The organism is Collinsella aerofaciens, assembly GCF_039752955.1.
GTDB classification, from domain to species: domain Bacteria; phylum Actinomycetota; class Coriobacteriia; order Coriobacteriales; family Coriobacteriaceae; genus Collinsella; species Collinsella aerofaciens_BI.
This window is the reverse complement of the sequence record NZ_JBDMHB010000019.1, coordinates 1-25590: the sequence shown is the minus strand read 5'-3', so window position 1 is coordinate 25590 and position 25590 is coordinate 1. Positions and strand designations below refer to the sequence as shown.

General features: G+C 60.8%; 27 protein-coding genes. 9 read left to right on the top strand and 18 right to left on the bottom strand.

Translation table 11 applies throughout. The features are described from left to right. Positions 1-12: 12 nt before the first annotated feature. Complete coding sequence (locus ABHR75_RS05845; RefSeq protein WP_195568504.1) at positions 13-1026, bottom strand: asparaginase; 1014 nt, start codon at positions 1024-1026, stop codon at positions 13-15. Positions 1027-1293: 267 nt separating this feature from the next. On the opposite strand from ABHR75_RS05845, the gene guaA reads away from it, so the two are divergent. Beyond that, positions 1294-2892, top strand: a complete 1599-nt coding sequence (guaA, locus tag ABHR75_RS05840; RefSeq protein ID WP_035136929.1) for a glutamine-hydrolyzing GMP synthase — start codon at positions 1294-1296, stop codon at positions 2890-2892. A gap of 257 nt (positions 2893-3149) precedes the next feature. Here guaA and ABHR75_RS05835 read toward each other — a convergent pair whose 3' ends face one another. Genes ABHR75_RS05835 through ABHR75_RS05810 form a run of 6 tightly spaced genes read right to left on the bottom strand, consistent with a single transcriptional unit; the run spans position 3150 to position 7773 of the window. Continuing rightward, on the bottom strand, positions 3150-4547 hold the full coding sequence (locus tag ABHR75_RS05835; RefSeq protein WP_346963854.1) for a HAMP domain-containing sensor histidine kinase: 1398 nt from the start codon (positions 4545-4547) through the stop codon (positions 3150-3152). Between the two features lie 26 nt (positions 4548-4573). Further along, complete coding sequence (locus ABHR75_RS05830) at positions 4574-5236, bottom strand: response regulator transcription factor (RefSeq protein WP_346963853.1); 663 nt, start codon at positions 5234-5236, stop codon at positions 4574-4576. A 45-nt stretch (positions 5237-5281) separates the two neighbouring features. Further along, positions 5282-5470, bottom strand: a complete 189-nt coding sequence (locus ABHR75_RS05825) for a hypothetical protein (protein WP_346963852.1) — start codon at positions 5468-5470, stop codon at positions 5282-5284. Then, entirely contained in the window at positions 5463-6278 is an 816-nt protein-coding gene (locus ABHR75_RS05820; protein WP_346963851.1) for an ABC-2 family transporter permease, read from the bottom strand. Before ABHR75_RS05820 ends, ABHR75_RS05825 begins: the two co-directional genes overlap by 8 nt. Then, positions 6278-7048, bottom strand: coding sequence for an ABC-2 family transporter permease (locus ABHR75_RS05815; protein ID WP_195568507.1), 771 nt, complete (start codon positions 7046-7048; stop codon positions 6278-6280). The genes ABHR75_RS05820 and ABHR75_RS05815 overlap by 1 nt, the downstream gene beginning before the upstream one ends. Beyond that, positions 7045-7773, bottom strand: a complete 729-nt coding sequence (locus tag ABHR75_RS05810; protein WP_346963850.1) for a lantibiotic protection ABC transporter ATP-binding protein — start codon at positions 7771-7773, stop codon at positions 7045-7047. Before ABHR75_RS05810 ends, ABHR75_RS05815 begins: the two co-directional genes overlap by 4 nt. A 458-nt stretch (positions 7774-8231) precedes the next feature. Here ABHR75_RS05810 and ABHR75_RS05805 point away from each other — a divergent pair, with 458 nt between their 5' ends. Then, positions 8232-8681 carry a hypothetical protein gene (locus tag ABHR75_RS05805; RefSeq protein WP_195568511.1) on the top strand — a complete coding sequence of 150 codons (450 nt, stop codon included), beginning with the start codon at positions 8232-8234 and terminating at the stop codon, positions 8679-8681. A 208-nt stretch (positions 8682-8889) separates the two neighbouring features. On the opposite strand, the gene ABHR75_RS05800 is transcribed toward ABHR75_RS05805, so the two are convergent. Further along, positions 8890-9309, bottom strand: a complete 420-nt coding sequence (locus tag ABHR75_RS05800) for a YjdF family protein (RefSeq protein WP_346963849.1) — start codon at positions 9307-9309, stop codon at positions 8890-8892. 308 nt (positions 9310-9617) lie between these two features. Between ABHR75_RS05800 and ABHR75_RS05795 the strand changes: the two genes are divergently transcribed. Beyond that, positions 9618-9848: an ATP-binding protein gene (locus ABHR75_RS05795; RefSeq protein WP_195568515.1), complete on the top strand. Its 231-nt coding sequence runs from the start codon at positions 9618-9620 to the stop codon at positions 9846-9848. Between the two features lie 12 nt (positions 9849-9860). Here the strand turns inward: ABHR75_RS05795 and ABHR75_RS05790 are convergent, their stop codons facing one another. Next, positions 9861-10301 (bottom strand): MerR family transcriptional regulator, encoded by a 441-nt coding sequence (locus ABHR75_RS05790; RefSeq protein WP_195568516.1) that lies wholly within the window; start codon positions 10299-10301, stop codon positions 9861-9863. Between the two features lie 268 nt (positions 10302-10569). Here ABHR75_RS05790 and ABHR75_RS05785 point away from each other — a divergent pair, with 268 nt between their 5' ends. Further along, positions 10570-11337, top strand: coding sequence for a carboxymuconolactone decarboxylase family protein (locus ABHR75_RS05785; protein WP_238057657.1), 768 nt, complete (start codon positions 10570-10572; stop codon positions 11335-11337). Here ABHR75_RS05785 and ABHR75_RS05780 read toward each other — a convergent pair. The 3 genes from ABHR75_RS05780 to ABHR75_RS05770 are packed head-to-tail and all read right to left on the bottom strand — an operon-like array spanning position 11312 to position 13839. Then, positions 11312-12160 (bottom strand): SIR2 family NAD-dependent protein deacylase, encoded by an 849-nt coding sequence (locus tag ABHR75_RS05780; RefSeq protein WP_346963848.1) that lies wholly within the window; start codon positions 12158-12160, stop codon positions 11312-11314. The two genes, ABHR75_RS05785 and ABHR75_RS05780, sit on opposite strands and share 26 nt — an antisense overlap. 11 nt (positions 12161-12171) lie before the next feature. Continuing rightward, on the bottom strand, positions 12172-12870 hold the full coding sequence (locus ABHR75_RS05775) for an SIR2 family NAD-dependent protein deacylase (protein WP_195568522.1): 699 nt from the start codon (positions 12868-12870) through the stop codon (positions 12172-12174). A 3-nt stretch (positions 12871-12873) separates the two neighbouring features. Then, the gene (locus ABHR75_RS05770) at positions 12874-13839 is read right to left on the bottom strand and encodes an SIR2 family NAD-dependent protein deacylase (RefSeq protein WP_195361423.1); all 966 of its coding nucleotides are present in this window, start codon (positions 13837-13839) and stop codon (positions 12874-12876) included. 143 nt (positions 13840-13982) lie between these two features. Here ABHR75_RS05770 and ABHR75_RS05765 point away from each other — a divergent pair, with 143 nt between their 5' ends. Next, the gene (locus ABHR75_RS05765; RefSeq protein WP_195568524.1) at positions 13983-14540 is read left to right on the top strand and encodes a TetR/AcrR family transcriptional regulator; all 558 of its coding nucleotides are present in this window, start codon (positions 13983-13985) and stop codon (positions 14538-14540) included. Here the strand turns inward: ABHR75_RS05765 and ABHR75_RS05760 are convergent. Further along, positions 14537-14890: a cupin domain-containing protein gene (locus ABHR75_RS05760; RefSeq protein WP_195568526.1), complete on the bottom strand. Its 354-nt coding sequence runs from the start codon at positions 14888-14890 to the stop codon at positions 14537-14539. The two genes, ABHR75_RS05765 and ABHR75_RS05760, sit on opposite strands and share 4 nt — an antisense overlap. A 154-nt stretch (positions 14891-15044) precedes the next feature. Between ABHR75_RS05760 and ABHR75_RS05755 the strand changes: the two genes are divergently transcribed. Beyond that, the gene (locus ABHR75_RS05755) at positions 15045-15368 is read left to right on the top strand and encodes a winged helix-turn-helix transcriptional regulator (protein WP_229066807.1); all 324 of its coding nucleotides are present in this window, start codon (positions 15045-15047) and stop codon (positions 15366-15368) included. A gap of 230 nt (positions 15369-15598) precedes the next feature. Further along, positions 15599-15742, top strand: a complete 144-nt coding sequence (locus tag ABHR75_RS05750; RefSeq protein WP_271760285.1) for a hypothetical protein — start codon at positions 15599-15601, stop codon at positions 15740-15742. Positions 15743-15974: 232 nt separating this feature from the next. Here the strand turns inward: ABHR75_RS05750 and ABHR75_RS05745 are convergent, their stop codons facing one another. Beyond that, positions 15975-16895, bottom strand: a complete 921-nt coding sequence (locus tag ABHR75_RS05745; RefSeq protein WP_195503675.1) for a hypothetical protein — start codon at positions 16893-16895, stop codon at positions 15975-15977. A 321-nt stretch (positions 16896-17216) separates the two neighbouring features. Here ABHR75_RS05745 and ABHR75_RS05740 point away from each other — a divergent pair, with 321 nt between their 5' ends. Further along, a complete protein-coding gene (locus ABHR75_RS05740; protein WP_195503676.1) occupies positions 17217-17747 on the top strand; it encodes a flavodoxin family protein in 531 nt (176 codons plus the stop codon). Between the two features lie 107 nt (positions 17748-17854). Here the strand turns inward: ABHR75_RS05740 and ABHR75_RS05735 are convergent, their stop codons facing one another. From ABHR75_RS05735 to ABHR75_RS05720, 4 genes are all read right to left on the bottom strand, one after another. Further along, the gene (locus tag ABHR75_RS05735; RefSeq protein WP_195568529.1) at positions 17855-18949 is read right to left on the bottom strand and encodes a P-loop NTPase family protein; all 1095 of its coding nucleotides are present in this window, start codon (positions 18947-18949) and stop codon (positions 17855-17857) included. Positions 18950-19196: 247 nt separating this feature from the next. Continuing rightward, complete coding sequence (locus tag ABHR75_RS05730) at positions 19197-21437, bottom strand: DNA gyrase subunit A (protein ID WP_346963847.1); 2241 nt, start codon at positions 21435-21437, stop codon at positions 19197-19199. Positions 21438-21482: 45 nt separating this feature from the next. Then, a complete protein-coding gene (locus ABHR75_RS05725; RefSeq protein ID WP_346963846.1) occupies positions 21483-23480 on the bottom strand; it encodes a DNA gyrase/topoisomerase IV subunit B in 1998 nt (665 codons plus the stop codon). Between the two features lie 157 nt (positions 23481-23637). Beyond that, positions 23638-25020, bottom strand: a complete 1383-nt coding sequence (locus ABHR75_RS05720) for an ATP-binding protein (RefSeq protein WP_346963845.1) — start codon at positions 25018-25020, stop codon at positions 23638-23640. 256 nt (positions 25021-25276) lie between these two features. Here ABHR75_RS05720 and ABHR75_RS05715 point away from each other — a divergent pair, with 256 nt between their 5' ends. Further along, on the top strand, positions 25277-25507 hold the full coding sequence (locus ABHR75_RS05715) for a helix-turn-helix transcriptional regulator (protein WP_195568536.1): 231 nt from the start codon (positions 25277-25279) through the stop codon (positions 25505-25507). The last annotated feature ends 83 nt before the right edge of the window (positions 25508-25590 follow it).

The window sequence follows — 25590 nt, the reverse complement described above, 5'->3', positions numbered from 1 at the left end:
TCGACAACTGAATTACGCCATCGGGATACGGTCGTGGTTGACTTGGCTGTAGAACAGGCGCTGGATCTCGGCGGCATCGCGTGACTGGCCGAGCGCCCACATGGTTTTGGCCACGAGCGTCTCGGTGGTCATATCGTCGCCGCGCAAAATACCCGGATGATCGGCGTAAGCTCGGCCGACCTCATAAACACCCAGGTCAAGGCCCTCCTCGGGGACCTGCGTGGTCATAACGACGGTGCGACCCGAATCGACCCAGCGGAAAATTGCCTCTTGGAACGAATCGCCGGACTCGCCAAACTCGGGAATACCGCCAATGCCAAAGGTCTCAAGAATTACAGCATCGTAGCTATCGGCTAGGGCGTCCAGGATACCCGGGTTCACGCCGGGCGTCAGCTTAAGGACAAATACGCGCGGATTGATACTGTCGTAGAAACGCACCGGGCTCTCATTCTGATGAGTGCCGTGAAGCCCGTTGCGCACAATGCGGTCGTTGCGGATGTAGGCAATGGGCGGATAGTTGACGCTAATGAACGCGTTAAAGCTCATGGTGCGCTGCTTGCGGGCGCGCGTGCCAGCAATGGCGACGCCGCCAAACACGATCGAAACGTCGTGCGAATGCTCGTCGAGCGCATAGAGCAGGCTCTGGTACAGGTTGAGCTTGGCGTCGGTAAAGGGATTGCCCATGGGCTTTTGCGAGCCGGTGAGCACGATAGGCTTAGGGCTGTCCTGAATCAGATAGGAAAGCGCCGCCGCGGTGTAGCTCATGGTGTCGGTGCCGTGTAGAATCACGAATCCGTCGTGGTCGGCATAGCCCTTGACGATGACGTCGCGGATACACATCCAGTCGCTGGGGCGCATGTTGGTGCTGTCGATGTTCATGGGCTGCACGACGTCGAGCTCGCAGAGGCCCGAGATCTCGGGGACGCTCTGGGCGAGCTCCTCACCGGTCAGGGCGGGGGAGAGGCCGTTGCCGTCCTCGGTCGATGCGATGGTGCCGCCCGTGGCGATGAGAAGGATGCGCTTCATGCTGGTATTCCTATCGTATTTGCCGCCGCAGAGGCGGAGTCGTTCGGCAGTATTGTGGCACAGGGCGTCCAATGTTCAAACGTATTACATCATCTGTAACGTTTGAAAACACTTCAATTGCCGTCAAACAGGGGCCCAGGTCGTGCGTTTGCCGTGCGCTGATGGCTGCGAGGGGCGAGAAACCCCATATAACGTGTACACTATGAAGGCTATTTTCGTTCATTCACGCGGGTGGGCACCGGCTCCCCGCCAACAAGAGGGGGAACCATGGATCAAAAGGCTTCCGCAAAGGTCCTCGTACTCGACTTTGGTGCGCAGTACGGTCAGCTCATTGCCCGTCGCGTCCGCGACCTCAACGTGTATTCCGAGATTGTCCCCTGCGACATCTCGGCCGACGAGATTCGCGAGATGAACGCCTCTGCGCTCATCCTTTCCGGCGGTCCGGCTTCCGTGTATGCCGAGGACGCTCCGTCTATAGATCCCGCCATCTTTGACCTGGGCCTTCCCGTCCTGGGCTTCTGCTACGGCCATCAGATCACGGCCGTGACGCTCGGCGGCAAGGTCGGCCACTCCGAGGTGGGCGAGTACGGCCGCGCCACCATCACGCGCACGGCCGGCGCCAAGCTCTTTAACTCCACGCCCATGGAGCAGACCGTGTGGATGAGCCACCGCGACGCCGTTTCCGAGGTGCCCGAGGGCTTTACCGTTACCGCCAGCACTGACGTGTGCCCGGTTGCCGCCATGGAGTGCGTCGAGCGCAAGATTTTCACCACGCAGTTCCACCCCGAGGTCAAGCACTCCGAGTATGGTCAGCAGCTGCTGAGCAACTTCCTGTTTGAGATCTGCGGCCTGGAGCCCAACTGGAGCATGGACAACCTGGTCGAGACCATGACGGCCGAGTTCCGCGAGAAGGTCGGCGACGACCGCGTGATTCTGGCCCTGTCCGGTGGCGTCGACTCCTCCGTCGTGGCTGCGCTGGGTGCTCGCGCCGTGGGCAAGCAGATGACCTGCGTGTTCATCAACCACGGCCTGCTGCGCAAGGGCGAGCCTGAGCAGGTGGAGGAGGTCTTCACCAAGCAGTTTGACGTCGACTTTATCCACGTCCACGCCGAGGACCGTTATGCCGAGCTTCTGGCCGGTGTGACCGAGCCCGAGGAGAAGCGCCGCATCATCGGTACGCAGTTCTGGAAAGAGTTCTTCGCCGTGGCGCAGCAGCTCGAGACCGATGGCAAGCCGGTCAAGTACCTGGCTCAGGGCACCATCTACCCCGACATCATCGAGTCCGGCGCTCGCAAGACGGGCGGCAAGACGGCCACCATCAAGAGCCATCACAACCTGATCCCGTTCCCCGAGGGCGTGCACTTCGACCTCATCGAGCCGCTCGACCACTTCTTTAAGGACGAGGTCCGCGCGCTTGGTCTGGCACTGGGCCTGCCGGGTCACATCGTGTTCCGCCAGCCTTTCCCGGGCCCGGGTCTTGCCATCCGCATCATCGGTGCGGTCGACAAGGAGAAACTCGAGATCCTCAAGAACGCCGACGCTATCGTGCGCGAGGAGCTGGATGCCTACAACCAGCGCCTGTTTGAGCAGACCGGCGAGCGCAACTCCGAGCACAGCTGCTGGCAGTATTTCGCGGTTCTGCCCGACATTAAGTCCGTCGGCGTTATGGGCGACGAGCGCACCTACCAGCGTCCGATCATCCTGCGTGCCGTCGAGTCCAGCGATGCCATGACCGCCGACTGGGCCAAACTGCCTTACGACGTCCTGGCCCGCATCTCCGGCCGCATCGTTGCTGAGGTCCCCGGCGCCAACCGCGTGTGCTACGACATCACGTCTAAGCCGCCCGCGACGATCGAGTGGGAGTAGGCTGACAGGGTTCTGACCTGCACTTTTGAGTGCCGCACTGTGCTCCTGAGTTTCGTTTCGTACGAGAGTTACGGCAAAGCCACCAGCGATAATGGTGAGTAAATACGATAATCTAGCCTCTGTTTCCGCGTCGGAACGGAGGCTTTTTCTTTGCCTTTTTACTCCCCCCCTTTTACCTGCGATTTCGCGATTTACTCCCCGTGTTTCAAGATGGAAGCGTTTGGTTGCGAGGCGCTCCGGTGTGAGGGCCTGAGTCGTCAGGCCCCGCACAGGGGGACCGCGATGGTGGCCACCGCGCCGCCCGAGGGGCTGTTGGCGAGCGAGACGGAGCCCCCGTGGGCGCTCGCGGCCTCGGCGGCGGCGTGGAGGCCGAGCCCGTAGTGGCGGCCTCCGTCGCGCGAGGAGCGGGAGGAGTCGTCTGTGAAGAGGCGCTCACAGCCGCGTTCGAGGGCGGCGGGAGAGAAGCCCGGTCCGTCGTCGGCCACCTCGATGACGAGGTGGCCGCCCTCGACGTCGCAGGAGACCGCCACGCGCGAGCGCGCGTGCTCGGCGGCGTTGGCCACGAGGTTCGCGGCGGCTCGCGCCAGGGCGGTTCGGTCGAGCGGGGCCTCGGGCGCGCCCGCGACAGCAGGGCCCGTGGTCGCGTCGAGCGTCACGCCTCGCGCCCGGGTGATCTGGGCGGCCTCGGCGAGGACCTGCTCGCAGAGCTCGGCCGGCCGCATGGGGGCCCTCTCCGCCCCGCCGGACCCGCGCGAGGCCTCGATGAGCAGGCGCACGTAGCCGTCGAGCCTTTCGACACTGCCGGCTATGTCGCGCGCGGCGGCCGCGAGGTCGGCGTCTTTCTCGTCTTCCGGCTCCTCCGCCACGAAGTCGGCGTTGGCGCGCAGCACGGTGAGCGGCGTCTTGAGGTCGTGGGCGAGCGACGCCACCTGCTCGCGCTGCCCCCGCTCCGCGGCCCAGCGGGCCTCGAGCGACTCGGCGAGGGAGGTCCGCATGGCGTCCATCGCGGCGAGGACGTCGTTCACCTCGCGTACGTTGGTGCTGCCGACCGCGAAGTCGAGATCCCCCGCGCCGACGCGCCCCGCTGCCTCCGCGAGCGGCGCCATCTTGCGCGAGATCACGCGGCTCGCACGGCGCGCCACGAGCGCGAGCGCGAGCGCGCTTCCCGCAGCGGCGCCGACGAGCATGAGGTTCTGCGGGTTGGGAAGCAGGCCGGCGAGCCCGCGCGAGACCCACTGCGGCAGGTACTCGCTGACGAGTGCGCAGGCCCCGCCGCCCTTGAGCGGGAACGCGGCGTAGGTGAGGCCCGAGCCCCCGCCCTCGATCTCCACTGTGCCCGGATCCGCGGCGAGTGCCGCACGGGCCATTTCCGCCGCGTCCTCGAGCCGCGTGCCCTCGAGGTCTGTCATCAGCACGTATCCGTCCTTGTTCAGGATGAGGTAGCGGTACGCCGTCGGCACGTCCTGCTGCCCGCAGACGCCGTCGCGTGCCAGGCCCTCCGCGACCTCGCGCGCATTGGCCGGCCCCCAGCTTGCCTCGTAGACGAAGCCCGCGTCGATCGCCGCGGAGAGCGCCATGAACGAGGCGAGCCACGCCGTGGCGACCGCCGCGAACGCGTAGGCGAAGTAGCGCGCGATGACGAAGGAGAGCGGCATGCCCCCGCGACCTCGCGCCCCGGTCCTCAGAGCTGCCATTTGTACCCCATCCCCCAGACGGTCGCGATCGGATCGGCGCCGGCCTCGGAGAGTTTCCTCCGGGCGCGGCTGACCTGCATGGATATGGCCGCGTCGTCGGCGTCGCTCTCCCAGCCGAGCACCGCCTCGCGGATCTGCGCGCGGCTCATGACCTGCCCGGGGTGGCGGGCGAGGTACTCGCAGATGGCGTACTCGGTGGGCGTGAGCGGCACGGCCTCGCCGCCCACGGCGAGGCCGCGCGCCCCGAGGTCGATCCGCACCTCCCCGAAGGAGAGGGCGTGCGAGCGCGGCCGGCGCTCACGGCGTAGATGGGCCGCGACCTTGGCGCGCAGCTCCGCGGCCCCGAAGGGCTTGCGGACGTAGTCGTCGGCGCCCAGGCCGTAGCCGGCCACGGCGTCCTCCTCGGCCACGCGCGCGGTCAGGAAGATGATGGGCCCGTCGAAGTCCGGGCGGATCTGCCGCACGAGCTCGAAGCCGTCGAGCCCCGGCATCATGACGTCGCAGAGCGCGAGGTCGAAGCGCGAGAGGTCCGTCCCCGGGACCGCCGTCGGGTCCGCTGCCTTGACGACCTCGTGGCCGTCGCGGCCGAGGACGCGCGCGAGCGCGTCGAGGATCGCCCGCTCATCATCCACTGCCAGTATCCTCGCCATGTTCGACCTCCTGAAACTCCCGTCGGCATTGTACTTGCGCCGCGCTCAGCGGTCCAGGGCCCCGCGCGCAGCCGCGGGCGCGGGCGCCCACATGGCGATCTCAGGGTTGGGCAGCACGCGGTCGGCGATCGAGCGCGGCGCCGACCCCCAGCCGGCGTCGAGCAGGGCATTCCCGCCCAGGACGAACGCTGCGGAGAGGAGGGCGAGCACGGCGGCGAGCGGCTTCCTACGCATCTGCCCTCCCGTCCTCGAAGCGGCAGAACCAGGCGAGAAGGACGGCGGCGGCTGCCAGGGTGAGCACGAGGCCAGCGAGCGCAGTCGTGAGGAGAGGGCCCGCCGCGCGTGCGGCGTCGATGAAGGCCTCCACCCCGAGCGACCCCAGGCGCGCGGGCCAGGCGAGCGGCACCCAGCTCAGGGGCGTCGCCAGGGCACCGGTGAGCTCGCCGGTCATGAGGCCGTGCGCAAGTCCGCCCACCGAGAAGAACGCGAGGAGCATCCCCGCCGCGCCGGCGCCGATGGCGGCGTTGCGGCCGAGGCGCAGGGCCACGCCGAGCCCCAGCGCGTAGAGGGGCAGGCTGCCCAGCACGATGCCCGCCCAGGCGGCCGCAAGCGGAGCGGGCCCGAGCGGCAGGCGCCCGGCGACGGCGAGCACGGCCCCGAACACGCCGAGCGCCACGGCCAGCGCGCCCGCGCCGAGCGCCGCAAGGGCGAGCAGCTTCGCCGCGACGGCGCGCCCGCGCGAGGGGACCGCCGTGAGGTTGGCGAGGCGCCCGGCAGCGCGCTCCTCGTCCACGGCGAGCCCGCAGACGATGGCGGACATGAGCGGCATGAGGGCGCCGAGGAACTGGACGTAGGCGTCCGCGCCCAGCGCCGGGTCCCATCGGGTAACGGAGAAGTACTCGCCGCAGGCAAGACCGGCTGCCAGGCCGCAGACGAGGTGCACCACTGCGAGCGGGGAGCGCGCCAGGCGCAGGGCCTCGGAGAGCAGGGCCCGCGAGAGAGTCATGCGCGGCGTCGGGTCGGAGAGTCGTGTCACGGCCATCACCTCTCCTCGGAGCGCGCGAACCAGGCCGCGCCCGCCGCCGTGAGCGCGGCGAACGCGAGCGCGCAGACCGCAAGGCCCGCCAGTGTGAGCATGCCGTCCGCCGCGAGCGCCCCGCCGAGCGCCATGTCCGCCGCGAGTGGCTCGCCGCTCGGCAGCACGGGGATGAAGCTCGTGGGGATGACCATGCTCGCCGACGGCGGAAAGAGCTGCGGCAGCGGCACCAGCGACCAGGCGAACCCGCCCACGAGCTGCGCGGCGAGCGGGCAGAAGATGCCCGCGAGCATGCCGAGCCGCGCCGTGAGGAAGAGCCCTGCGGGGATCATCCACGCCGCGGTCACCGTGTTGGCGAGCGCGCAGAGGAGCATCGCGAGCGTGCCCGCGGCCGTGAGGCCCTGCGAGGAGAACGCCGATCCCGCGAGGTAGATGCCGAAGACCACGAGGTTCGAGAGCGTGCAGAGCGCGAGGCACCAGAGCGCCTTGGCCCACCAGGCGCGCCCGAGCGGGAAGCCCAGGCCCAGAAGCCCCCGCATCCGCGTGCGCGCGTCCGCCCGCGCGACGCACGCCACCACGAGCGAGAGGGCCACGGGCAGGAAGAGCGCGTACCAGTAGTTCCACGCGCTGAAGATCTGCACGCCCCGGTAGGGCATCGCGCCGAGCAGCGGCATCGGCAGCGCCATGAGCACGGCCAGGCGAACCGGTGCCGCGTGGCGCGACTTCAGGGCCTCGGCGCGCAGGCCCGCGAGCAGGCCGCCTTTCTCGCCCGTCATGCCGCCACCTCCCCGCGCGCTCGACGCCCCTCCCGGCAGACGCTCATGAAGAGCTCCTCGAGGTCCTGCCCGGGCCGAAGCGCATCCTCGTAGGCGAGGCGCCCCCCGCAGATGATGCCGATGGTGTCCGCCATCTGCTGCACCTCGGAGAGGATGTGGCTCGAGACGATCACCGTCGTGCCCGCCGCCGCGAAGCCGCGGATCTGGTCGCGCAGCTCCTCGATGCCGATGGGGTCGAGGCCGTTGGTAGGCTCGTCGAGCACGAGCAGACGTGGCCGGGCGATCAGCGCCAGCGCGAGCCCCAGGCGCTGCCGCATGCCCATCGAGAAGCGCCCGGCGCGCTTCTTCCCGGTGTCCGCGAGGTCCACGGCGGCGAGCACCTCATCTACGCGGCTCTCGGGAAGGCCCAGCAGCGTGGTGCGCACGCGCAGGTTCTCGCGCGCGGTGAGGTTGGGGTAGAGCGGCGCCTCCTCGATGAGGCTGCCGATTGCGTAGAGGTCCTCGCGGCGCCAGGCGTGCCCGGCAAAGAGGATCTCCCCGGCCGTCGGCCGCAGCATCCCGCAGATCATCTTGAGCGTTGTCGACTTGCCGGCGCCGTTGGGGCCGAGCAGCCCGTACACCTCGCCCTCGCGGATATGAAGGCTCACGTCGGCTACGGCGTCCTGCGCCTGGTCGCCACTGCCGAAGCGCTTGGTGAGCCCGCGCGTCTCGAGCATGTAACCCATGGGTTCGTCCTTTCTCTTCCGGGTGCGCGGGCCGAGTCGCCGTGCCCGTGCGCCTTACCTTTCGGGTTCACCATCCATGGTGGGGCGCGTTTCTAACGAAGCTGTAACGGCCGTTGGGCTCTTTTGGCGCCAGCCCTTTTCGACCCGTACGCCACTCATGGTATGTTTATCGCGATAACAAGGACGGAGGTGCCCGTGGCACGCAATAAGTACCCGGAGGAGACGGTCGAGAAGATCAGGGGTGACGGCCCAGCGAGTGTTATTTTGCGAGCTAGGCGCATCGAAAGCGACCTTTCGTGGTATAAACTACTTGCCGGAAGCCGCGGCTTTCAGAGTACGGCTTACGTGTACGTTTAACCTCCGTGGGCGACGGGGTGCCGCAAGGCGTAGAATATCGCCCACCTGTAGGGGCCTGCAGCGATGCGGGCCCCGCTTCGTATGAAGGGGGGGCGCAACCGATGAAGATCGTATCCATCTCCCAGGACTTCTTCGACCTCGTCGATGGCGACCGCGAGCTCATGCTTAAGCACAATCGCCCCTGCATCGTGGTGGTGAGGCTGCGTTTCCGCGGAAAGCGCAGGGACTTCGCTGTGCCGCTGCGTTCCAACATCGCCCCTAACGTGCCCAAAGACCAGTACTTTGCGTTGCCACCCCGCCCCACGACGCGCCCCGGCTGCCGCCACGGCATCCACTACATCAAGATGTTCCCCATAACCAAGGCCCACCAGCGCCGCTTCAGGACCGAGGGCTCGGCCTACTACGAGACGCTCCAGCGCATCATCGATGGCAACACCAAGCGCATTGTCTCCGAGTGCCAGGCATACCTTGACCGCTACGAGCGCGAGGGAAGGCCTCGCTTTGCCGTCGACATCGACCGCATCGTGGGGCTGCTGGAGGGCGAGAAGTAGGGCATCTCGGCTCAGTCTCGAGCCATGCGGAGTCGCTCCGCATTTTTGAACGCCGCGTGTGCGTCCCAAATACTTGAGAAACAAGCTGTGAAGTGCGGTGGCGCGCCCGTGCCCGTGCATAGCCGTCACCATCAGCGTCTACGCGGCGTCGGCTTCAAGTGGAACTGGCGCCGCTGCTGTATATGGTTTGCCTTGCTGCAAATGGCGATCAATGCCCGCGATGCTTCTGCTTGCGCTTCAACTTTCGCTGCTCGAAGCGCGTCTCCGCCTCATCCGCGCGACGCTGACTTCTTGCTTGAGCCGACTCCCGCTTCATTGCTTCCCGCTGTGCCGCGAGCGCCTGTTGCGCCTTGGTGCTCACCGCGGGCCGTTTAAGGGCTTTCGCTGCCTCGCGAGCGCGCCGCTTGGGGTTCTTCGCGGGCTTGCTTGTTTCGGTGGCCTTGTCGCCGAAGAACGAGAGCTTCTCCCATTCGCTTGTAACGAATCGCAGAATCTCCTCATCGGACGGCTCCGCGCCGAAGACGATGCGGGCGACGCCATACCTTCCGCTCTCGACGTGCTCCGCCAGCCCGACCCACAATTGACCGTCGTGATATACGGTCAGGGTGGACGACACGCTGATCTGCATGGTTGGTTCCTCCTTTATGTAGATGACCATGCAGAGAAGGGACAACCAAGGAGGCAGGTTACTGATGCGGACTAGCGCACGCCCACGACTACCCGACGGGGACTGTGTTTTCATCTCTGGTGGTTGGATTGTGGCACGTGCGAATGCGCCCGGCATCGCTGCTGACATGGCGCTACTGGGATTCGCTCCTCGATGCATCCTTGTGTACATTGCCTTCTCGGTTTCGAAACTTTAGAAATAATCGAGTTTCGAAACCGAGAAGGAGTGGATTATGGCTTGGGTAGACCGCAATACGTACCGACTCCACCGTGTTGGAGAGGCTGGCCGAGTACATGATGGACAACTCCGGCAACCTCAACTCGCCCAACAACATCGCCAACGTCCTCGACGCCAACAAGGTTCCCACCAACCACGTCATCGTCGGGCGCTACATCTCCTACCTCCGTGACGCCTTCGTCTTCTATGAGGCGAAGCGCTACGACATCAAGGGAAAGAAGTACATCACTAACCGAAGAGGACTCCTCACCGAATTCCCTTGAGATCGGTCGGCATTATCGAGCGTGCGCGTTCTCGTAGGCGCCTTTGATTTCTTCCGGCAAATTGTCGGGAATCAGCGCTTCCAGCCTATCCTCGCTGCCATCTTGAATCGCCTGCTCGTAGTACCAGCATTTGAATCTCAGCATATCCAGCGCACGGTTCATGTTCGCGATTTCCGACTCCATGTGGGCCTTCCGCTCCTCGAACATGGCCTTGCGCTGGGGGTAAGTGGACGGGCCCTCCGCACACCATTCCATGAACAGACGGATGTCCTTGATCTCCATCCCCGCTTTCTTCAGACATTCGATGACCCGAAGCGCCTCGAGTTCCGTATCGCCAAATTGGCGAATGCCGGACGTCCGCTCCAGCCCCGGGAACAATCCCTGCTTGTCGTAATACCGCAGCGTTGAGGCGGGCAAGCCGAACATTTCCGCCACCTGTCCGATTGTGTACATGGCCCCTCCGAATAAATCTCGAATTCATTCCTTGACCTAAAGTTAGGTTTAGGTATTACCTTCATTCTCGTCAATACAAATCGGTAGCGCAAGGGGTGGTCCGTAATGGGCAAAACGGTTTTCGCCGGCGGCGTGAACGGCGTGGGCGAAATCGCTGGGCACCCTGCTCTTGAGCAGGCGCGACGAATGGGCATGGGAATCTAGGCGGGCCACTTGGCCATGCGTAAACAGATTCGTGTCCAGAACCATCGATAGGAGGAAATCGATCATGGCAATTAAACAGACGGCGGGCAGAGACGCCCTGGGGGATTTTGCCCCCAAATTCGCTCAGCTCAATGACGATGTGCTGTTCGGCGAGGTGTGGAGCCGAGAAGATGGGCTTTCCCTTCGAGACCGCAGCGTGGTGACGGTGGTGGCCCTAATGGCGCAGGGGCTGACGGACTCTTCGTTCCAATATCATCTGATGTCCGCAAAGAGCAACGGGGTGACCAGGGCTGAGATAGCGGAAATCCTTACGCATGCGGCGTTTTACGCGGGATGGCCCAAGGCGTGGGCGGCCTTTCGCATGGCGAAGGAGGTCTGGGCGGACGAAGATGACGGCGCCGACGCAAAGGCCCGACACCAAAACGAGATGGCCTTTCCCATCGGTGCCCCCAACGACGCATTTGCGAAGTACTTTATCGGGCAAAGCTACCTCGTGCCCCTTTCCACCGAGCAGGTCGGCATTTACAACGTTACGTTCGAGCCCGGCTGCCGCAACAACTGGCACATCCATCACGCCAAAAGCGGTGGCGGACAGATCCTCGTCTGCGTGGCTGGTCGAGGGTTTTATCAGGAATGGGGCAAACCGGCACAGGAGCTGCGCCCTGGCGATGTAGTAAATATTCCCGCGGGCGTAAAGCATTGGCACGGAGCCGCGCCCGACAGCTGGTTCTCCCATCTCGCGCTGGAGGTTCCGGGTGAGGAGACCTCCAACGAGTGGTTGGAGCCCGTGGACGACGAGGAATACCTTACAGCGACTGACAAGGAGGCTTAAATACCTTCGTCACCCGCGCCGCCGCGAGCAGCGTGCGCAAATCGGCCCGAATCGCCTCCGCCTTGTTTCCGAGCTGCAACGGGGCCGAGTCGCCCGAGATGTTTACGCTCAGTAGGTGCGCATCCGGTAGCTTTGCGGTCATGCTCCAGAACGGGAGCGTGATGATGCCGGGGGTCATCTCGCCCACGCCGAGCTCCAGCAACAGCACGCGGCTACTACCACGCTCGCGCGCGAAGTGCTCATATCGTTCGAGGCCCTTGCGCCATGCCGTGCCCTGCAAAAACGTGTCGTCGCGCACCCACGGCACAAGCTGCCAACCGCAGTGCGGGCATCGGGGGACATTCTCGCTGCGGATCTCGAACCCCGCCATGCCTGCGAGCATGCGCTCGACGTAGGGACTCGCATCGAAGATCTCGTCGCAGCATGGTTGCTTGCACTGAAGGTGTGCGAAGCTTCCCTGATAGTTGCAGGTCCTCTCGGCAGGAAACGTCTTCTCAACCTGGGTGTCCACATTGGTGCTCAGGATGAAGTAATCCTTATGGCCGATGAGGGACCGCAGGTCGAGATAGGGTTGTGAGGCCGGCTCGCGCAGCATGAAATCGATGTATCGCGCGTAGTAGGCCCATTGCTGCTCGAGGCTGGGGTAGAGGTGATAGAAGCCGTCGAAAAGGCTCTTGAAGCCAAAGGCTTTCTGCCAGTCCGCCATTCCGGCACACGTCATGCCCGCATGGTTGTAATGGTTGAACCCGGCGGTGCTCGACATACCCGAGCCGATGCCGACGATGATGGCGTCGGCATCGTCGATGAGGCTTCGAAGCCTCATCGCTTCTCTTTCTAGAGGTGGCATCGAACGATCTCCTCGAAAGCCGGGGTCATATCGCCGTCAACGAGAATTGTCTCGCACGAAGCGTCGGGCGTCAGAGCCTGACTGTAGTTGAACACGATGTAGGTGGCGTGTTCGCAGGCGTTCGCGACCCGAGCGAGCATGCGCTTTATGACGCCGTTGCGCAGCCCCACGCCAAGTTCGAGGATGGCAACCTTGTGGTTGCGATGCGCTTGCACAAGGTGCGCGAGATCTTCGAGCTGCGCCATGGCGAGGGCATCTGGGTGGGCGAGACGCTGCTCGTCAATCGACGTGCACGTACTCCCCTCCGTCTCGAGCACGTGGTTCTCGTTGAACCCTGCGCGTGCGAAGTGCCCGTCAATATTGCATGTGATCACGAAGGTATCAGCGTGCTCCGTAAGATGCCGCAGCCCGTTCATGATTGGGCCGGGCTCATACTCGACATACTCCTTTTGATGGAATCGATCGGCCCATCGGCGTCGCACGTTTGCATCCGGAGAGGTGAGCCCCTGCAGTATGCAGCCGATGCCATCAGCCTGGGCGAGGTCTCCGTACGCTTCTTGGAAATGAGCATCGGCGTAGAAGAGGTTGAGCCCCTCTGCCATGTCGAGCCCGTTGCTGGCGCCGATGATGATAAGATCCGCCTCGGCAAGTGCCTGGCCGATACGAACCGCTTTTATCGTTTCCATGCGCTACCTACCCAGCGTCTTGCGCACGTCGGCGAGCACGTCGGCGATATCGGCACGAACGGCGAGCCCCCGATCCTCGATTGCACGGGGGAGAAACTGCGTCCTGTTGTTCACGGCGATGTAGCCAGCCTGCGGCAACTGCGCCGTGAGGGCCCAGAACGGCTCCTGGATAAACGCAGGCGTCATGCGGCCCACGCCCAGCTCGAGGAAAAGGATCCTCTGCCGCGCGTGCGCGTCGAGCCAGTCGGACACCTTGCGGTACTGCTCCTCGTAGAGCTCGCCCTGCAGGAAGTTGCCGTAGCCGCGAACCCAAGGGAACGCCTCTGCCCCGCAGTGCGGGCAGCGTGGCACGAATTCTGTCGGAACCTCAAGGCCGTCTCCCATGGCCTCTACCATGCGGGAGACCGGCTCGACCGCGTCCCACACCTCGCCGGTGCAACAGTGGGAGCACTGGAAGAAGCGGTGATCGCCTTGGATCTCTGCTACCTTCTCCCAAGGGTAGATTTTCATGAACTGCGTGTCCTGGTTGGTGGTGAGAACGAAGAAGTCTTTCTCGGTAAGAATGGCGTCGAGATCTTTGTAGGGCTCGCGCAGCGGGGCGTTGAGCGTGGTGTCGAGGAAGGTGGCAAGGTAGCCCCAGCGCGACTCGGCGGTGGGCCAGCGGTAGGACGACCCTTCAAAAGCGCCCCTGAAACCGTAGCGCTCGGCGAATTTGCCGAAATGCCTGCGATAGGTCGCGTTGTCTTCGTAGTAGAAGTCGCCGCCGCCCGCCGCGGAGAGCCCAGAGGCCCCGCCTACAAGCACGCAATCGGCTTCATCGATCATGCGGGCAAACGTTTCGATTTGCTGGTCGTAGCGCTCGGGCTCGCGGGCACTCAGTTCATAGGGCGTGCCGCCGGTGCGGTAGGCGGCCTGATGGGAAAACGATTGGTTGGTGAGTTCGATAACGAGCCGCTCGTATAGAGTCACTTGATACTCTCTTTCAACTACAATGAACAGGTGTCTATAAAAAGTATCAGTGTTGATTTGCGTCAGAGCAATGAACAGTTTCGAGCTGCTGTCGATAAACGAGCGGCTTCTGGATATTGTTGAGCGCTGCAATTGGAGGGGCCATGGAATCGGGGAAGATCGATCGTCGCCGACGCTATACGCTTTCGGTCATACGGGAGGCGTTCTTTGCGCTGCTGGCCGAGGTCGGCTTCGCGAAGATGACGGTGGCGGATATTTGCCGCTGTGCCGATATCAACCGCGGCACGTTCTATTTGCACTACGAGGACAAGTTCGCGCTGCTTGATGCACTTATCGACGAGGCCCTGGCGGCGGCGCCCCCGCTTGAGGGAACGGAGGCGGAGGCTCTCTGCCAGCGCCCGCCGGCAAACGATGACTATTATCTGCTCTACTCGGATGACGATGCATACGCCCGGGTGGCACAGCGCGTCGTCGAGCGCGGCGCTGAGCAGATGGTTCCCTCGATCATGGAGGAGACCGGGCTCTCGCGCGAGGACGCCTATCTGCTCTTCGTTCACAACGTCCAGGGAAATCTCGCGGTCAACCGCCTACTCGGTTGGAGGCGAGGGCCCGAGTTCGCCCACGCCCAGGAGCTGCTCAGCGCCTATTCCGAAGGGGGCATGCGGGCGGTATCGGCCCCTTGCACACCGATCGCGAATTAGAACATGATAGCGTCGTCGGCCGTGAAGGCATCAAGGGATCCCTGCTTGACCTGAATGCAGACGTATGTGATGCCCGAGTCGGATGCGGCGCGGAACTGACGGTGTGCGGCGGGGGAAATGCGCAGCCAGTCGCCGGCTGCAAGCTCGATTTCCTCACCGTCGATCGTGACCGAGCCGGCGCCTTCGAGCACGCCATAGATTTCCTCGTTTTCCTTGTGTGCATGGACGAACGGAACGCCAGCGCCGGCGGGAAGATTGTTGACACTCACCTCTGCCCCGGTAAGCCCGAGCACTTCGTGCAGCTCGACACGGCTCTCATTACCGATGTGGGTCCTTGCATAATTAGCCATAATGGTTCCTCTCTTGGGGTTGATGTACCTTGCAGGCATCTCCTGCGTGAGTTATATTCAACGCGAAGGCGAATGCAAATACGAGTACGCACATATTTGTAACTGCGTACTTTTTTGTGAAACCGGTATGGTCAAGGAGGTTGGGTCTCCCGTGATGGCGAAAGAGGAGCTTCCGGAGTGTCCGGTCGCAACGGCGGTAACGCTCATTGGCGGCAAGTGGAAGCTGCTCATTATCCGTAACTTGCGCGTACGCCCTTGGCGTTTCAACGAGTTGCGCCGCGACCTCGAGGGGATCTCTCAGAAGGTGCTTACCGACAGCCTGCGGCAGATGGAGGATGATGGGCTGGTCTTTCGCCATGACTATGGCGAGAATCCTCCCCGCGTTGAGTATGGCCTTACCGAGCTCGGCCGCCAGATGATGCCCATCATGGACTCGCTCGCAGACTTCGGCGCTTATTACAAGACGGTCGTTTCGTAGCGGACACGCTGCTTAGGGGGCGGAGAACCGCTACGAGTACGGTAGCGGTACTCCTACGGCCGCTGTCGTTCCCGCAGGATTAGAGCGGAAGGAGACTGCAATGGGGTCGTCCGCCCCACAAGAAGGCCCTCTCTTCCCGGTATGGCGCCGACATGCGCACGCCGGCTCAAACTGCTCGATGCGCGAAGTGTTGTTATGGCTTCACTCAGCCTGCGGACGCCCAATCATCCGTGCACCACATTCTGCCCATGTGCATGGGCGGCTGCCCCCACCGCCATATGGTCTCCGGCGAGCGCCGTTGCCCCTGGTTCAAAGACGACCCCGATGCCTACGTCCTCGCCAAAACTCGCGACGCCCGTAAGAGCCGCCAATAAAACCTCCGGCCCTGCTTGGCCCTGGGAATAAACGTCAGACTTGCCCGATTCACGCTTCGCGCAAGGGCCGTTCTACTTCCCAAACCTGATCTGTCTGTCGCACAGCTCAAGGGAGCCTGGGATACCTCTTTGATATCTTCCACGAACTACTGGAGTGCGGCACAGTCGGATGACTGGACCGTTTTCGTTGGAGCTTGGTTGTTTGCCTGTGTGAATGGCGTATTTGCTTTAGCTAGCGGTTGCGACGCCTTGTTGCGGAAATGCTAACTGATGCAACTACGCCACCGGCAACACTCAGGGCGACTGCTATCGCGCCGTTGTCGCCCGTAGCGGGTAGGGTGGTCCTGGCTGGTTTAGCTGCCGTTACTGCCTTGGTGGAAACGGGATTTGCCGCGGGCTTTTCTGTCTTGGGCTGCGGTGTGGGCTCGGGCTTGGTTTCCGGTTCGGGTTTGACCTCTGGGATCGGCTTAACACTTGGATCGGGTTTGGAACCGCTCGTATCGGTTGCAATCAAGTGCACGTCACTGTCGAAGATGTAACGGATGTAGTAATCGTGCCGCGTCTCGTGCATAATCCCTTGCCCGCTGTCGAAGTCACGGTCAACGTGTGTGCCAAGGTGGGCTGAGCTGTTGAGGTTCAGCCTGTAAGGGATTTGGTCGTCGGCGTAACTGCCTGTAAAGACTACGGTTGCTCTAACGTGATTGTCGATCATGGTCAGGGCAATAGAGACGCTGGCCTCTTTGGGGTTCTCGGTTTTTATAAGGCCTTCGGTATCGGTGTCGATCTTGAAGAGAAGGACGGTGTCGTTAAGCCCGTAGATGAAGTCTTCGGGTTTGTCGGGGAAATCGTATACAAACGCCTCATTCTGGACCAACATAAAGGCAGGAGGGAGCTCCAGGTCATAGTTATGGTCGACAACGGTGGTAGCTGTGAGGCTGCCTTCCGCGTTGGCTTCGTCGCAGGTAATGGGTGCTGCGACATCGGTTTCGGGCATTTCTGTCGCCAGTGCTGCGCAGGGTAGCAAAAGCAGTCCTGCCACAAGAATGCTTACTCCGAAGGCGGCGATTCTGGCGTCTGCATGACGCTTGACGTCGCGGATAGACAGGCCAGTCCGTTTGTTATGGGTCTGCGGTGCAACATGCTGTCCATACATAAGACACTCCTTGTTCGTAGGCCGGTTTCCGCGGATCTATATTGCGCCTGGCCGATGCGGCTAGGCTCTTTCACGCGAACGCTTATGCGAGCAGGGAGAAAGCTCAAGCTAATTTTCTCACAGTCGATACTTTGCGAGCAACGATTTGCTGTTCAATTCTCGGAGAGAAAATCAAGGTGGCCGAGGAGTTATCAGGCAATGAGATTGTGTCTAGAGAACACGAACGAGAGATGCGATCTACAGACGACTGAATAGCTCTATCCGTTTTGGTTACAACGAAATGTATGCCGCGCGCCTGCGGCATGAAGAAGGGAGATTCTTATGAATATCGTTGTATTGAGCGGTAGCCCGCGCAAGGGCGCCAATACCGACACCATGGTCGAGGCGTTTGCCGAGACCGCGCGCGAGGCCGGCCATACGGTCGAGGTCATCCGCGTTGCCGGCAAGAAGATTGCTGGTTGCCTGGGGTGTCAGTACTGCTTTGCCCATGAGGGTGCCTGCGTGCAGAAGGACGACATGGCCGGTGTGCTCGAGACACTGAAAGGCGCCGATATGGTTGTCTTCGCTTCGCCTATCTACTGGTTTGATATCACTGCGCAGGAGAAGGCCGCCATCGACCGCCTGTATGCCTTCGGTGCTACGGGCTTCCCGTTCACCAAGACGGCCCTTTTGCTCGATAGCCATAGCGAGGGCGTCTATGATGCGGCGATCGCTATGTACAAGTCAACCTGTGCGTACTGCAAGTGGGAGGACCAGGGCATTGTCACCATCAGCGGTATGACCGAGCGTGACAGCATGGTCTCCTCGCCCAAGTTGGAAGAGGTGCGAGAGCTCGCTCGCAAACTCGCCTAAGGACAAGAAGAACGCATGGCAATCAGCGTTGGCGGAAAGCCTACTTCCCTTACCAAGAGGATTACTGATTGCCATGCGTTGATGTCCTTATGGACAATCTCCGCGTGCTAGGAGACTTTCTCGCTCAGGAACTCCCTGAATGCGGGGATGTCAAAGCCAACGAGACCACGCCCACGTTCCCCGATGACGCCGTCCTCGAGAAGGCGGCGTTTGTATTGGCTTGCGTAGTTGCTGGCGACGCCCATGCGTTTGGCTATCTCCGAGACCCTGCTGGGGCCAGAATCGGGCAGCATCGCGAGTAAAAACTCAATGTCTTTATCGGAAAGCTCTCGATAGGTCGTTTCGAGAATGCGATCACGCAGCTCCATGCGTGCGAGTAGGGAACCCTGCTGGACATCGGATGCACTGATTTGGGGCGAGTTCTCCGAAACATCCCAAGTGCGATATCCGACGAGCTGCATCATGTAGGGGAATCCGTCGACGGCCTTCACAGCATTCTCGAGCGCTTCTGGTGTGATTGAACGTCCTCCGGCCTCAACGGTTTTGCGAAACGCGTTTGCAATTTCAACGTCAGTGATTCGTCCTAACTGATGATATTGGGAACGCCTGAGGAACGAGACGGAATCGTTACGCAGCAACGCCGATACTTTGTAGGGCAGTCCTGCCATGAGTAGGGCAACTTTTTTACCTTCGCGTACAAAGTGCTGGTAAACAGAGGCAAATTGAAGCATTTCTTCGAGATCGACGGTGACTTCATCGATGGTAATGAGAAGTCCGATGTCATGTTTTTCGAGTTGCTTAAAGATGCCATTCATGCGCGTGCGCCAGTTGCCCTGAGCCTCTTGAGCATATGTCCAATCGATGCCCACTGGACCAATTTGAACGCCGTTTATGCGCGCATGAGGCTGTGAGAGGTAGCTATCTGCGGCTTCTTTGGTTCGCTCGATAATATCTTCGAGCATGCCTGGCATGGCGGAGACATTTGCTGCGATCCAACCGTGTTCAAGCGCCGTTTCTGAAAGGAGCGAGAGAAGCGCCGTCTTGCCCGTTCCCCTTGCGCCCGTAAAAATAGTCGACAGGTTTGGATCTCCCGGGCCGTTGATAAAACCACGGTTGATGTCACGCAGAATATGCTCGCGACCCGCTAGAAAGGGAGGGACGCTTCCGAACGTCGGGGTAAAGGGGTTCTTGCTGTACTCCATGGTGACTCCTTTGCAAGTTTTGCTAATTTTTGCAAGTTTTGCTAATTTTTGCAAGTTTTGCTAACAGCTGACCAAAGGGCATCGAAGCAGTGACGCTGACATTTTTTACGCAGAAAAATAAGCAGAAATCAATTTATCTGCGTTAAAAAATAGTTGAGAAGAAAAACGACGAGTCCCGGGCGCAATGCCGTTGCGTTCCGGGCCTCGTCGCTTTGAGAAGTATCTAACGGTCTCGTTGCCGTGGCACCTAGTCAAACAGGCTCGGCATGTCGTTTTCCTTCATGAGGGCACCGGCAGAAGGCAGGCTCTGTGCGGTGAACTTCTCGGCCGAGACGCCGGCGCCAAGAATCTCCTCGGTTGTGCCGACGGTGGTGACCGAGCGGCCCTTCTTAGCCGTAAAGGCCTGGACGCCCTGCGTGTTGGTGGTCGTCTTGGTCTTGAGCAACGACGTGTTGAAGTTCATCAGGCGATAGTCGCTCGAGACCAGTGCAATATCGCGATCTTCCTTGAGCACCTGGGCATACAGCAGTTTGCTGCCGCCGTAGATGGCGTTCTTAAGGCGCTTGCGGTTGGTCTTGGTAACGTATCCGGCAAGTGCGACGCGCACCACACGACCGTTCTCAAAGACAAACAGCACGTCGGCCTTGTAGTCCTCGGGGTCGATGACCCAGATGACACCCTCGTCGGGTTCCATCTCAAGATCGGTCGGCAGGTACGAGCCCAGCTGGGCCGACTTGGTGTCCTCAAACGCCGCAACCTTGCACTTGTACACCTGGCTCTTGTTGGTAAAGACCAGCAGCTCGTGGGTGTTGGAGGACGGGAACTCGATAAAGGGTTTGTCGCCGTCCTTGTACTTGAGCGTGGTCGCCTTCTTGAGTACGCGGTCCGTCATCTTCTTAAGGTAGCCATCGCGCGAGAGCATGATGGTGACCGGGTACTCCTCGACCTCGGGTTCCAAGCTCACCTCGATGACCTCATGGGGCTCGATCCTGCCCGTGCGGCGCGGCATCACGTACTTCTTGTTGACGGCGGCCAGCTCGTCGCTGATGACCTTCTTGATATTCTCCTCGCTCGAGAGGATTTCCTCGAGCTCGGCAATCTCGCCTTCGAGCTTGGCGATGTCCTTGGTGCGGTTGAGAATGTACTCCTCGTTGATGTTGCGGAGCTTGAGCTCGGCAACAAACTCGGCCTGGGTCTCGTCGATGTCGAAACCCTTCATAAGGTTGGGTACGACCTCGGCCTCGAGCTTGGTGCCGCGGATGATGGCGATGGCCTTGTCGATGTCGAGCAGGATCGCCTCGAGGCCGTGCAGCAGGTGCAGGCGCTCGGACTTTTTACCCAGGTCAAAGTTAATGCGGCGACTCGTGGACTGAATGCGCCACGCAACCCACTCGTGCAGGATCTGGCGCACGCCCATGACGCGGGGATAGCCGTCGACCAGCACGTTGAAGTTGCAAGAGAACGAATCCTGCAGCGTGGTCGAGCGATAGAGCTTGGCCATGAGCTTGTCGGGGTCGACACCGCGCTTAAGGTCGATGGCGATGCGCAAGCCCGAGAGGTCGGTCTCGTCGCGGATATCAGCGATCTCCTTGACCTTGCCCTCTTTGGAGAGCTTGACGATGCGCTCGATGATGACATCGGTCTTGGTGGTGTAGGGGATCTCGTAGACCTCGATGATGCGCTCTTCGGGAATCCAGCGCCAGCGGGAGCGGATCTGGAAGCTGCCAAGGCCGGTCTCGACGATCTTCTCCATCTCCTCGCGGCGATAGATAATTTCGCCGCCGGTCGAGAAGTCGGGCATGGGCATGTACTCGAGCAGGTCGCAGTTAGGATCCTGCAGGTAGTGCATGGTGGCAGTGCAGACCTCGTTGAGGTTGAAACCGCAGATGTCGGACGCCATGGCGACGCCGATGCCCTTATTGGCCGAGACAAGGATGTTGGGGAACGTGGTGGGCAGCAGGCGCGGCTCCTTCATGGCGCCGTCGTAGCTGTCAACGAAGTCGACCGGGTCCTTGTCGATGTCCTTGAAGATCTCGGCGCTGATGGGGGAGAGCTTGGCCTCGGTATAACGCGAGGCGGCGTAGCTCAGGTCGCCCGAATAGTATTTGCCAAAGTTGCCCTTCGACTCAACGAACGGCGCGAGCAGCGCCTCATTGCCGGTTGCCAGACGCACCATCGTCTCGTAGATCGCGGCGTCGCCGTGCGGGTTGAGCTTCATGGTCTGGCCCACGATGTTGGCGCTCTTCTGGCGCTCGCCCTTGAGCAGACCCATCTTGTACATGGTGTAGAGCAGTTTGCGATGCGAGGGCTTAAAGCCGTCAATCTCGGGGAATGCACGCGAGACGTTGACGCTCATGGCGTAGGGCATGTAGTTGACCTCGAGCGTCTGCGTAATCGGCTGGTCGGTGACCTCGGAGTGCAGGCCGATGACGTTCTCGGCGTTGACCTGCTTTTTCTTTGGCTGGTTCTTCGTCTTCTTCTTTGCCACGATTTCCTCTTGAACTTCTTATGGGCCGTCGTTATCGATTTGCTGCTATTGCAGGTCCAGCTGGTCCAGGTATTCCTTGCCGTGCTCGGAGATATGGCGCTTGCGGCCTGCCTCGTCGTTGCCCAGCAACAGGTTGAACATGGTCTCCATCCTGGTGACGTCCTCGGGCTCCACCTTGATCAGGCGACGCGTCTCGGGGTTCATGGTGGTGAGCCACATCATGTCCGGATCGTTCTCACCAAGACCCTTGGAGCGGTTGATGGAGCACTTTTGGTCGCCAATCTCCTTGAGGATGCCGTTCTTCTCGAGCTCGGTGTAGGCAAAGTAGGTCTTCTCTTTGCAATTGATCTCGTAGAGCGGCGACTCGGCGATATACACGTAGCCTTCGTCGATAAGCGTGGGCACCAGGCGGTAGAGCATGGTGAGCACGAGCGTGCGGATGTGATAACCGTCGACGTCGGCGTCCGTACAGATGATGACCTTGTTCCAGTTGAGGTTGTTCAGGTCGAAGTCGCCAAGGTTCTTGATGCGCTTGTCCTTGATCTCCACACCGCAGCCCAGCACGCGCATGAGGTCCATGATGATGTCGGACTTAAAGATGCGCGGGTAGTCCTCTTTCAGGCAGTTGAGAATCTTGCCGCGGACGGGCATAACGCCCTGGAACTCGGCATCGCGCGACGTGCGGATGGCGCCTGCTGCCGAGTCGCCCTCTACGATGTAGATCTCGCGACGGGTTTTGTCCTTGGAGCGGCAGTCGATGAACTTCTGCACGCGGTTGGCCATGTCGGTCTTCTGCTGCAGGTTGGTTTTGATGCTCTGGCGCGTCTTTTCGGCGTTCTCGCGCGAACGCTTATTGATGAGCACCTGCTCCATGATCTTGTTGGCGGCATCTTTGTTCTCGATCAAGTAGGTCGAGAGGCGCTCCTTAAAGAATGCCGTCATGGCCTGCTGGATAAAGCGGTTATTGATGGCCTTCTTGGTCTGGTTTTCGTAGGACGTCTGGGTGGAGAAGCAGTTGGTCACCAGCACCAGGCAGTCCTGGACGTCCTGCCACTTAATGCCGCTCTCGTTTTTGTTGTATTTGCCCTGTTGCTTGATGTAGGCATCGATGGCGCTGGTCAGAGCGCTGCGAGCGGCCTTTTCGGGCGAACCGCCGTTCTCGAGCCACGATGAGTTGTGGTAGTACTCCTGCATCATGAAGGTGCGCGAGAAGCACATGCATGCGGTGATCTTTACGTTGTAGTCGGGCAGGTCCTCGCGGTCGCGACCGCGACGGTCGGCCTCGATAAAGAAAGGCTCGGTGAGGTAGTCGGTACCGACCTTTTCGAGCACGTAGTCCTCGATGCCCTTGGGATAACAAAAATCCTCTTCGGAGAACTCGCCGTCATCGCCCTCGATGCGCAGGCGGAAGGTCACGTTGGCGTTGACCACGGCCTGGCGGCGCATGGTCTCGCGATACCACTCGTGGGGGATGCTGATGGAGGTAAAGACCTCAAGATCGGGACGCCACTTGATGGTGGTGCCGGTGCGTTCCTCGTCGCTGGGCTCAATCTCGAGTGCCTTTTTCTTGGCGCCGACGACCTTGCCCTTTTTAAAGTGCAGGGAGTACTTGTTGCCGTCGCGCCAAACCGTGACGTCCATGTACTCGGAGGCGTACTGGGTCGCGCACGAGCCCAAGCCGTTGGTACCGAGCGAGAAGTCGTAGTCGCCGCCCTGGTTGTTGTTGTATTTGCCGCCGGCGTAGAGCTCGCAGAAGACGAGCTCCCAGTTAAAGCGCTTCTCGGAAGGGTTCCAGTCGAGCGGGCAGCCACGGCCATTGTCCTCTACCTGGATAGAGCCATCGCGAAAGGCGGTAAGGGTGATGAGCTTGCCGTAGCCCTGGCGCGCCTCGTCAACGGCGTTGGACAGGATCTCGAAGGCGGCATGCGCGCAGCCATCGAGTCCGTCCGAGCCAAAGATGACAGCGGGGCGCAGGCGTACGCGTTCCTCGTCCTTGAGCTGACGAATACTGTCGTTACCATAGTTTGCGGTGTTTTTTGCCATACTCGCTCTCTCGGTGCTCCCTTGCTGCGTTTAAGTCATATAGATAGTCAAGGTAGCATAGCCCAGCCCACAGGCGATTCCAACCAACACGAAATCCATCGAACAATCGTTCGATTAGATAATGAATGCTTGGAATGCGGGAGGGACCTGTCCTGTCCTATCCAAACATCTGCGGCAGGTCGATGAAGACGGTTCGATCGCTTTCGCCAGCTTCGAAGCCCGAACGGGAGAAGAATCCATAGCGATGGCACTTGAGCCCCGTTGCCTCGACTTGGGCGATTTCCTCGTCGACCATTTTTTGCGTGATGGGGGATTTGCGGAACTTTGCTTCGTAGAATGCGTAGCCCTCGGGGTCTTGCGTTACCACGTCGAATTCGCCGCTCGTTTTGTTTGCGGGATCGTCGTACCAGTACTTGCCTATGGCGTCGAAAGCCGGTTCGATCTTGCCGGTCCTGTTCTGCCGCACGAGGTATTGACGGCAGATCTCCTCGAACATATGAGGAACGTAGTTTTCCTCGAAGTCTTGGGAGACGTGACGATCATAGAAGACTTCCGGGTCGAGCAGCTGACGCGCTGAGGCATTGCGGAAAACATAGCGATAGTAAAAGAGCGAAAGCGGATCCACTACAAAGTAACCAGACTTGCGCTTGTTCGTAGGGTCGTTGATGGGTGCACGCTTTTGGACGATTTCGAGTGACATGAGCTTGTCGAGCACGTCTGCCATGGCCGGACCGCTCGAGACGTGCGACTGTGCCAGCACGTCCCCCCAACGGGAGTAACCTTGTGCGAGAGCCCCGAAAACTTCGTTGGCGTTGGTCATCTTCGAGATCTCGGCGTTGAGATAGGACGGCACCTCGCTTTCTAAGCGGGCGCCAGGTTCCGTGACGAGCCCGATGATGTTGTCGCGTACGCTTTGGGATTGATCGATGAGGCGATTGTAAAAGGGGATGCCGCCAAAAACGCTATAGAGCCGCACCTTGTCCTCGGGCGAGAACGCGGGATAGAACTTCGCAGCGTCAAAGTAATCCATTGGCTTAAGCTCAAGCGCGAGATCAATTCGCCCGTAGAGGGGGCTTTCATGCTCGATGAGGGATTTCATAATCTCAACGTAGGAGCCGCACAGGACAATGTTTAAACGTGAGTTTTCCCTGTGAGCGTCGATTGAGGTCTGAAGAATGCTGTCTAAGCCTTTAACCGCATCTCTCAAGTAGGGGTATTCGTCGAGAACGAGGGTAATGTTCTTGTCTTTGGCTTGGGCAAACAGAAATTCGATGAGCTCGCGGATGCCTGCGAAGGCGAGCGGAGGAAAGCTCAGCGCTTCAGCAACAAGGACGGACAGACTCTCGAGGTTGTCTGCCTCGGAGGTTTGGCGGCACTCGTAATAGACCGTTGCGACGTCCGACAAATCGGTTAGTGCCTGCTTGATGAGCTCGCTTTTTCCGACGCGACGCCTGCCGTAAATGAGAACATTGCGCTGCTCGGGTGCTTTGAGCGTTTTCTTAATACGGGCGAGTTCACGCTCCCTGCCAATGAATTCCACTTACTCGGTTCCTTCCGACTCGGTTTTGTCCGAGTTAATTGTATCGCATGAATCAGTTTATGCTCGAGTTTACTCGGACAAAACCGAGTCGGTTCTGTCCGAGTAAGTTTGAATAGTGAACCGAAGTTGTAATGTCCGCATGGCGATGACGAATATGGTTTTCATAATGACAGATATAGTTGACATCTTCTGATGGATGCAATATATTTCTGTCATGTTGCAACGGATATCTGTCCATTACTACGAAAGGAAATCCATGCCGGGCAAAAAGAACCTACGCATGAAGGCGGCGCGCGCGGCGGTTGGCCTTTCGCAAGCTGACTTGGCCGAGGCCGTGGGCGTTACGCGCCAGACCATCGGCCTGATCGAGGCGGGCGGCTACAACCCCACGCTCAATTTGTGCGTGGCGATCTGCAAAGCGCTACGCGTTACGTTGAACGATCTGTTTTGGGAAGACGGGATCGACGTCGACCCTAACGCTCTTTAGGAGTTCGCTATGAAATTTGAAGATTTAAAACTCGTGCAAAAGTGGCGTGAATATGCCGGCCCAAAGGATGAGCGCCTGGAGGC

What these genes read in the sequence shown, in the direction of transcription:
- ABHR75_RS05845 (WP_195568504.1), bottom strand. Translation starts at nt 1,026, where the DNA reads ATGAAGCGCATCCTTCTCATCGCCACGGGCGGCACCATCGCATCGACC.
- guaA (WP_035136929.1), top strand. Translation starts at nt 1,294, where the DNA reads ATGGATCAAAAGGCTTCCGCAAAGGTCCTCGTACTCGACTTTGGTGCG.
- ABHR75_RS05835 (WP_346963854.1), bottom strand. Translation starts at nt 4,547, where the DNA reads ATGCCGCTCTCCTTCGTCATCGCGCGCTACTTCGCCTACGCGTTCGCG.
- ABHR75_RS05830 (WP_346963853.1), bottom strand. Translation starts at nt 5,236, where the DNA reads ATGGCGAGGATACTGGCAGTGGATGATGAGCGGGCGATCCTCGACGCG.
- ABHR75_RS05825 (WP_346963852.1), bottom strand. Translation starts at nt 5,470, where the DNA reads ATGCGTAGGAAGCCGCTCGCCGCCGTGCTCGCCCTCCTCTCCGCAGCG.
- ABHR75_RS05820 (WP_346963851.1), bottom strand. Translation starts at nt 6,278, where the DNA reads ATGGCCGTGACACGACTCTCCGACCCGACGCCGCGCATGACTCTCTCG.
- ABHR75_RS05815 (WP_195568507.1), bottom strand. Translation starts at nt 7,048, where the DNA reads ATGACGGGCGAGAAAGGCGGCCTGCTCGCGGGCCTGCGCGCCGAGGCC.
- ABHR75_RS05810 (WP_346963850.1), bottom strand. Translation starts at nt 7,773, where the DNA reads ATGGGTTACATGCTCGAGACGCGCGGGCTCACCAAGCGCTTCGGCAGT.
- ABHR75_RS05805 (WP_195568511.1), top strand. Translation starts at nt 8,232, where the DNA reads ATGAAGATCGTATCCATCTCCCAGGACTTCTTCGACCTCGTCGATGGC.
- ABHR75_RS05800 (WP_346963849.1), bottom strand. Translation starts at nt 9,309, where the DNA reads ATGCAGATCAGCGTGTCGTCCACCCTGACCGTATATCACGACGGTCAA.
- ABHR75_RS05790 (WP_195568516.1), bottom strand. Translation starts at nt 10,301, where the DNA reads ATGTACACAATCGGACAGGTGGCGGAAATGTTCGGCTTGCCCGCCTCA.
- ABHR75_RS05785 (WP_238057657.1), top strand. Translation starts at nt 10,570, where the DNA reads ATGGCAATTAAACAGACGGCGGGCAGAGACGCCCTGGGGGATTTTGCC.
- ABHR75_RS05780 (WP_346963848.1), bottom strand. Translation starts at nt 12,160, where the DNA reads ATGAGGCTTCGAAGCCTCATCGACGATGCCGACGCCATCATCGTCGGC.
- ABHR75_RS05775 (WP_195568522.1), bottom strand. Translation starts at nt 12,870, where the DNA reads ATGGAAACGATAAAAGCGGTTCGTATCGGCCAGGCACTTGCCGAGGCG.
- ABHR75_RS05765 (WP_195568524.1), top strand. Translation starts at nt 13,983, where the DNA reads ATGGAATCGGGGAAGATCGATCGTCGCCGACGCTATACGCTTTCGGTC.
- ABHR75_RS05760 (WP_195568526.1), bottom strand. Translation starts at nt 14,890, where the DNA reads ATGGCTAATTATGCAAGGACCCACATCGGTAATGAGAGCCGTGTCGAG.
- ABHR75_RS05755 (WP_229066807.1), top strand. Translation starts at nt 15,045, where the DNA reads ATGGCGAAAGAGGAGCTTCCGGAGTGTCCGGTCGCAACGGCGGTAACG.
- ABHR75_RS05745 (WP_195503675.1), bottom strand. Translation starts at nt 16,895, where the DNA reads ATGTATGGACAGCATGTTGCACCGCAGACCCATAACAAACGGACTGGC.
- ABHR75_RS05740 (WP_195503676.1), top strand. Translation starts at nt 17,217, where the DNA reads ATGAATATCGTTGTATTGAGCGGTAGCCCGCGCAAGGGCGCCAATACC.
- ABHR75_RS05735 (WP_195568529.1), bottom strand. Translation starts at nt 18,949, where the DNA reads ATGGAGTACAGCAAGAACCCCTTTACCCCGACGTTCGGAAGCGTCCCT.
- ABHR75_RS05725 (WP_346963846.1), bottom strand. Translation starts at nt 23,480, where the DNA reads ATGGCAAAAAACACCGCAAACTATGGTAACGACAGTATTCGTCAGCTC.
- ABHR75_RS05715 (WP_195568536.1), top strand. Translation starts at nt 25,277, where the DNA reads ATGCCGGGCAAAAAGAACCTACGCATGAAGGCGGCGCGCGCGGCGGTT.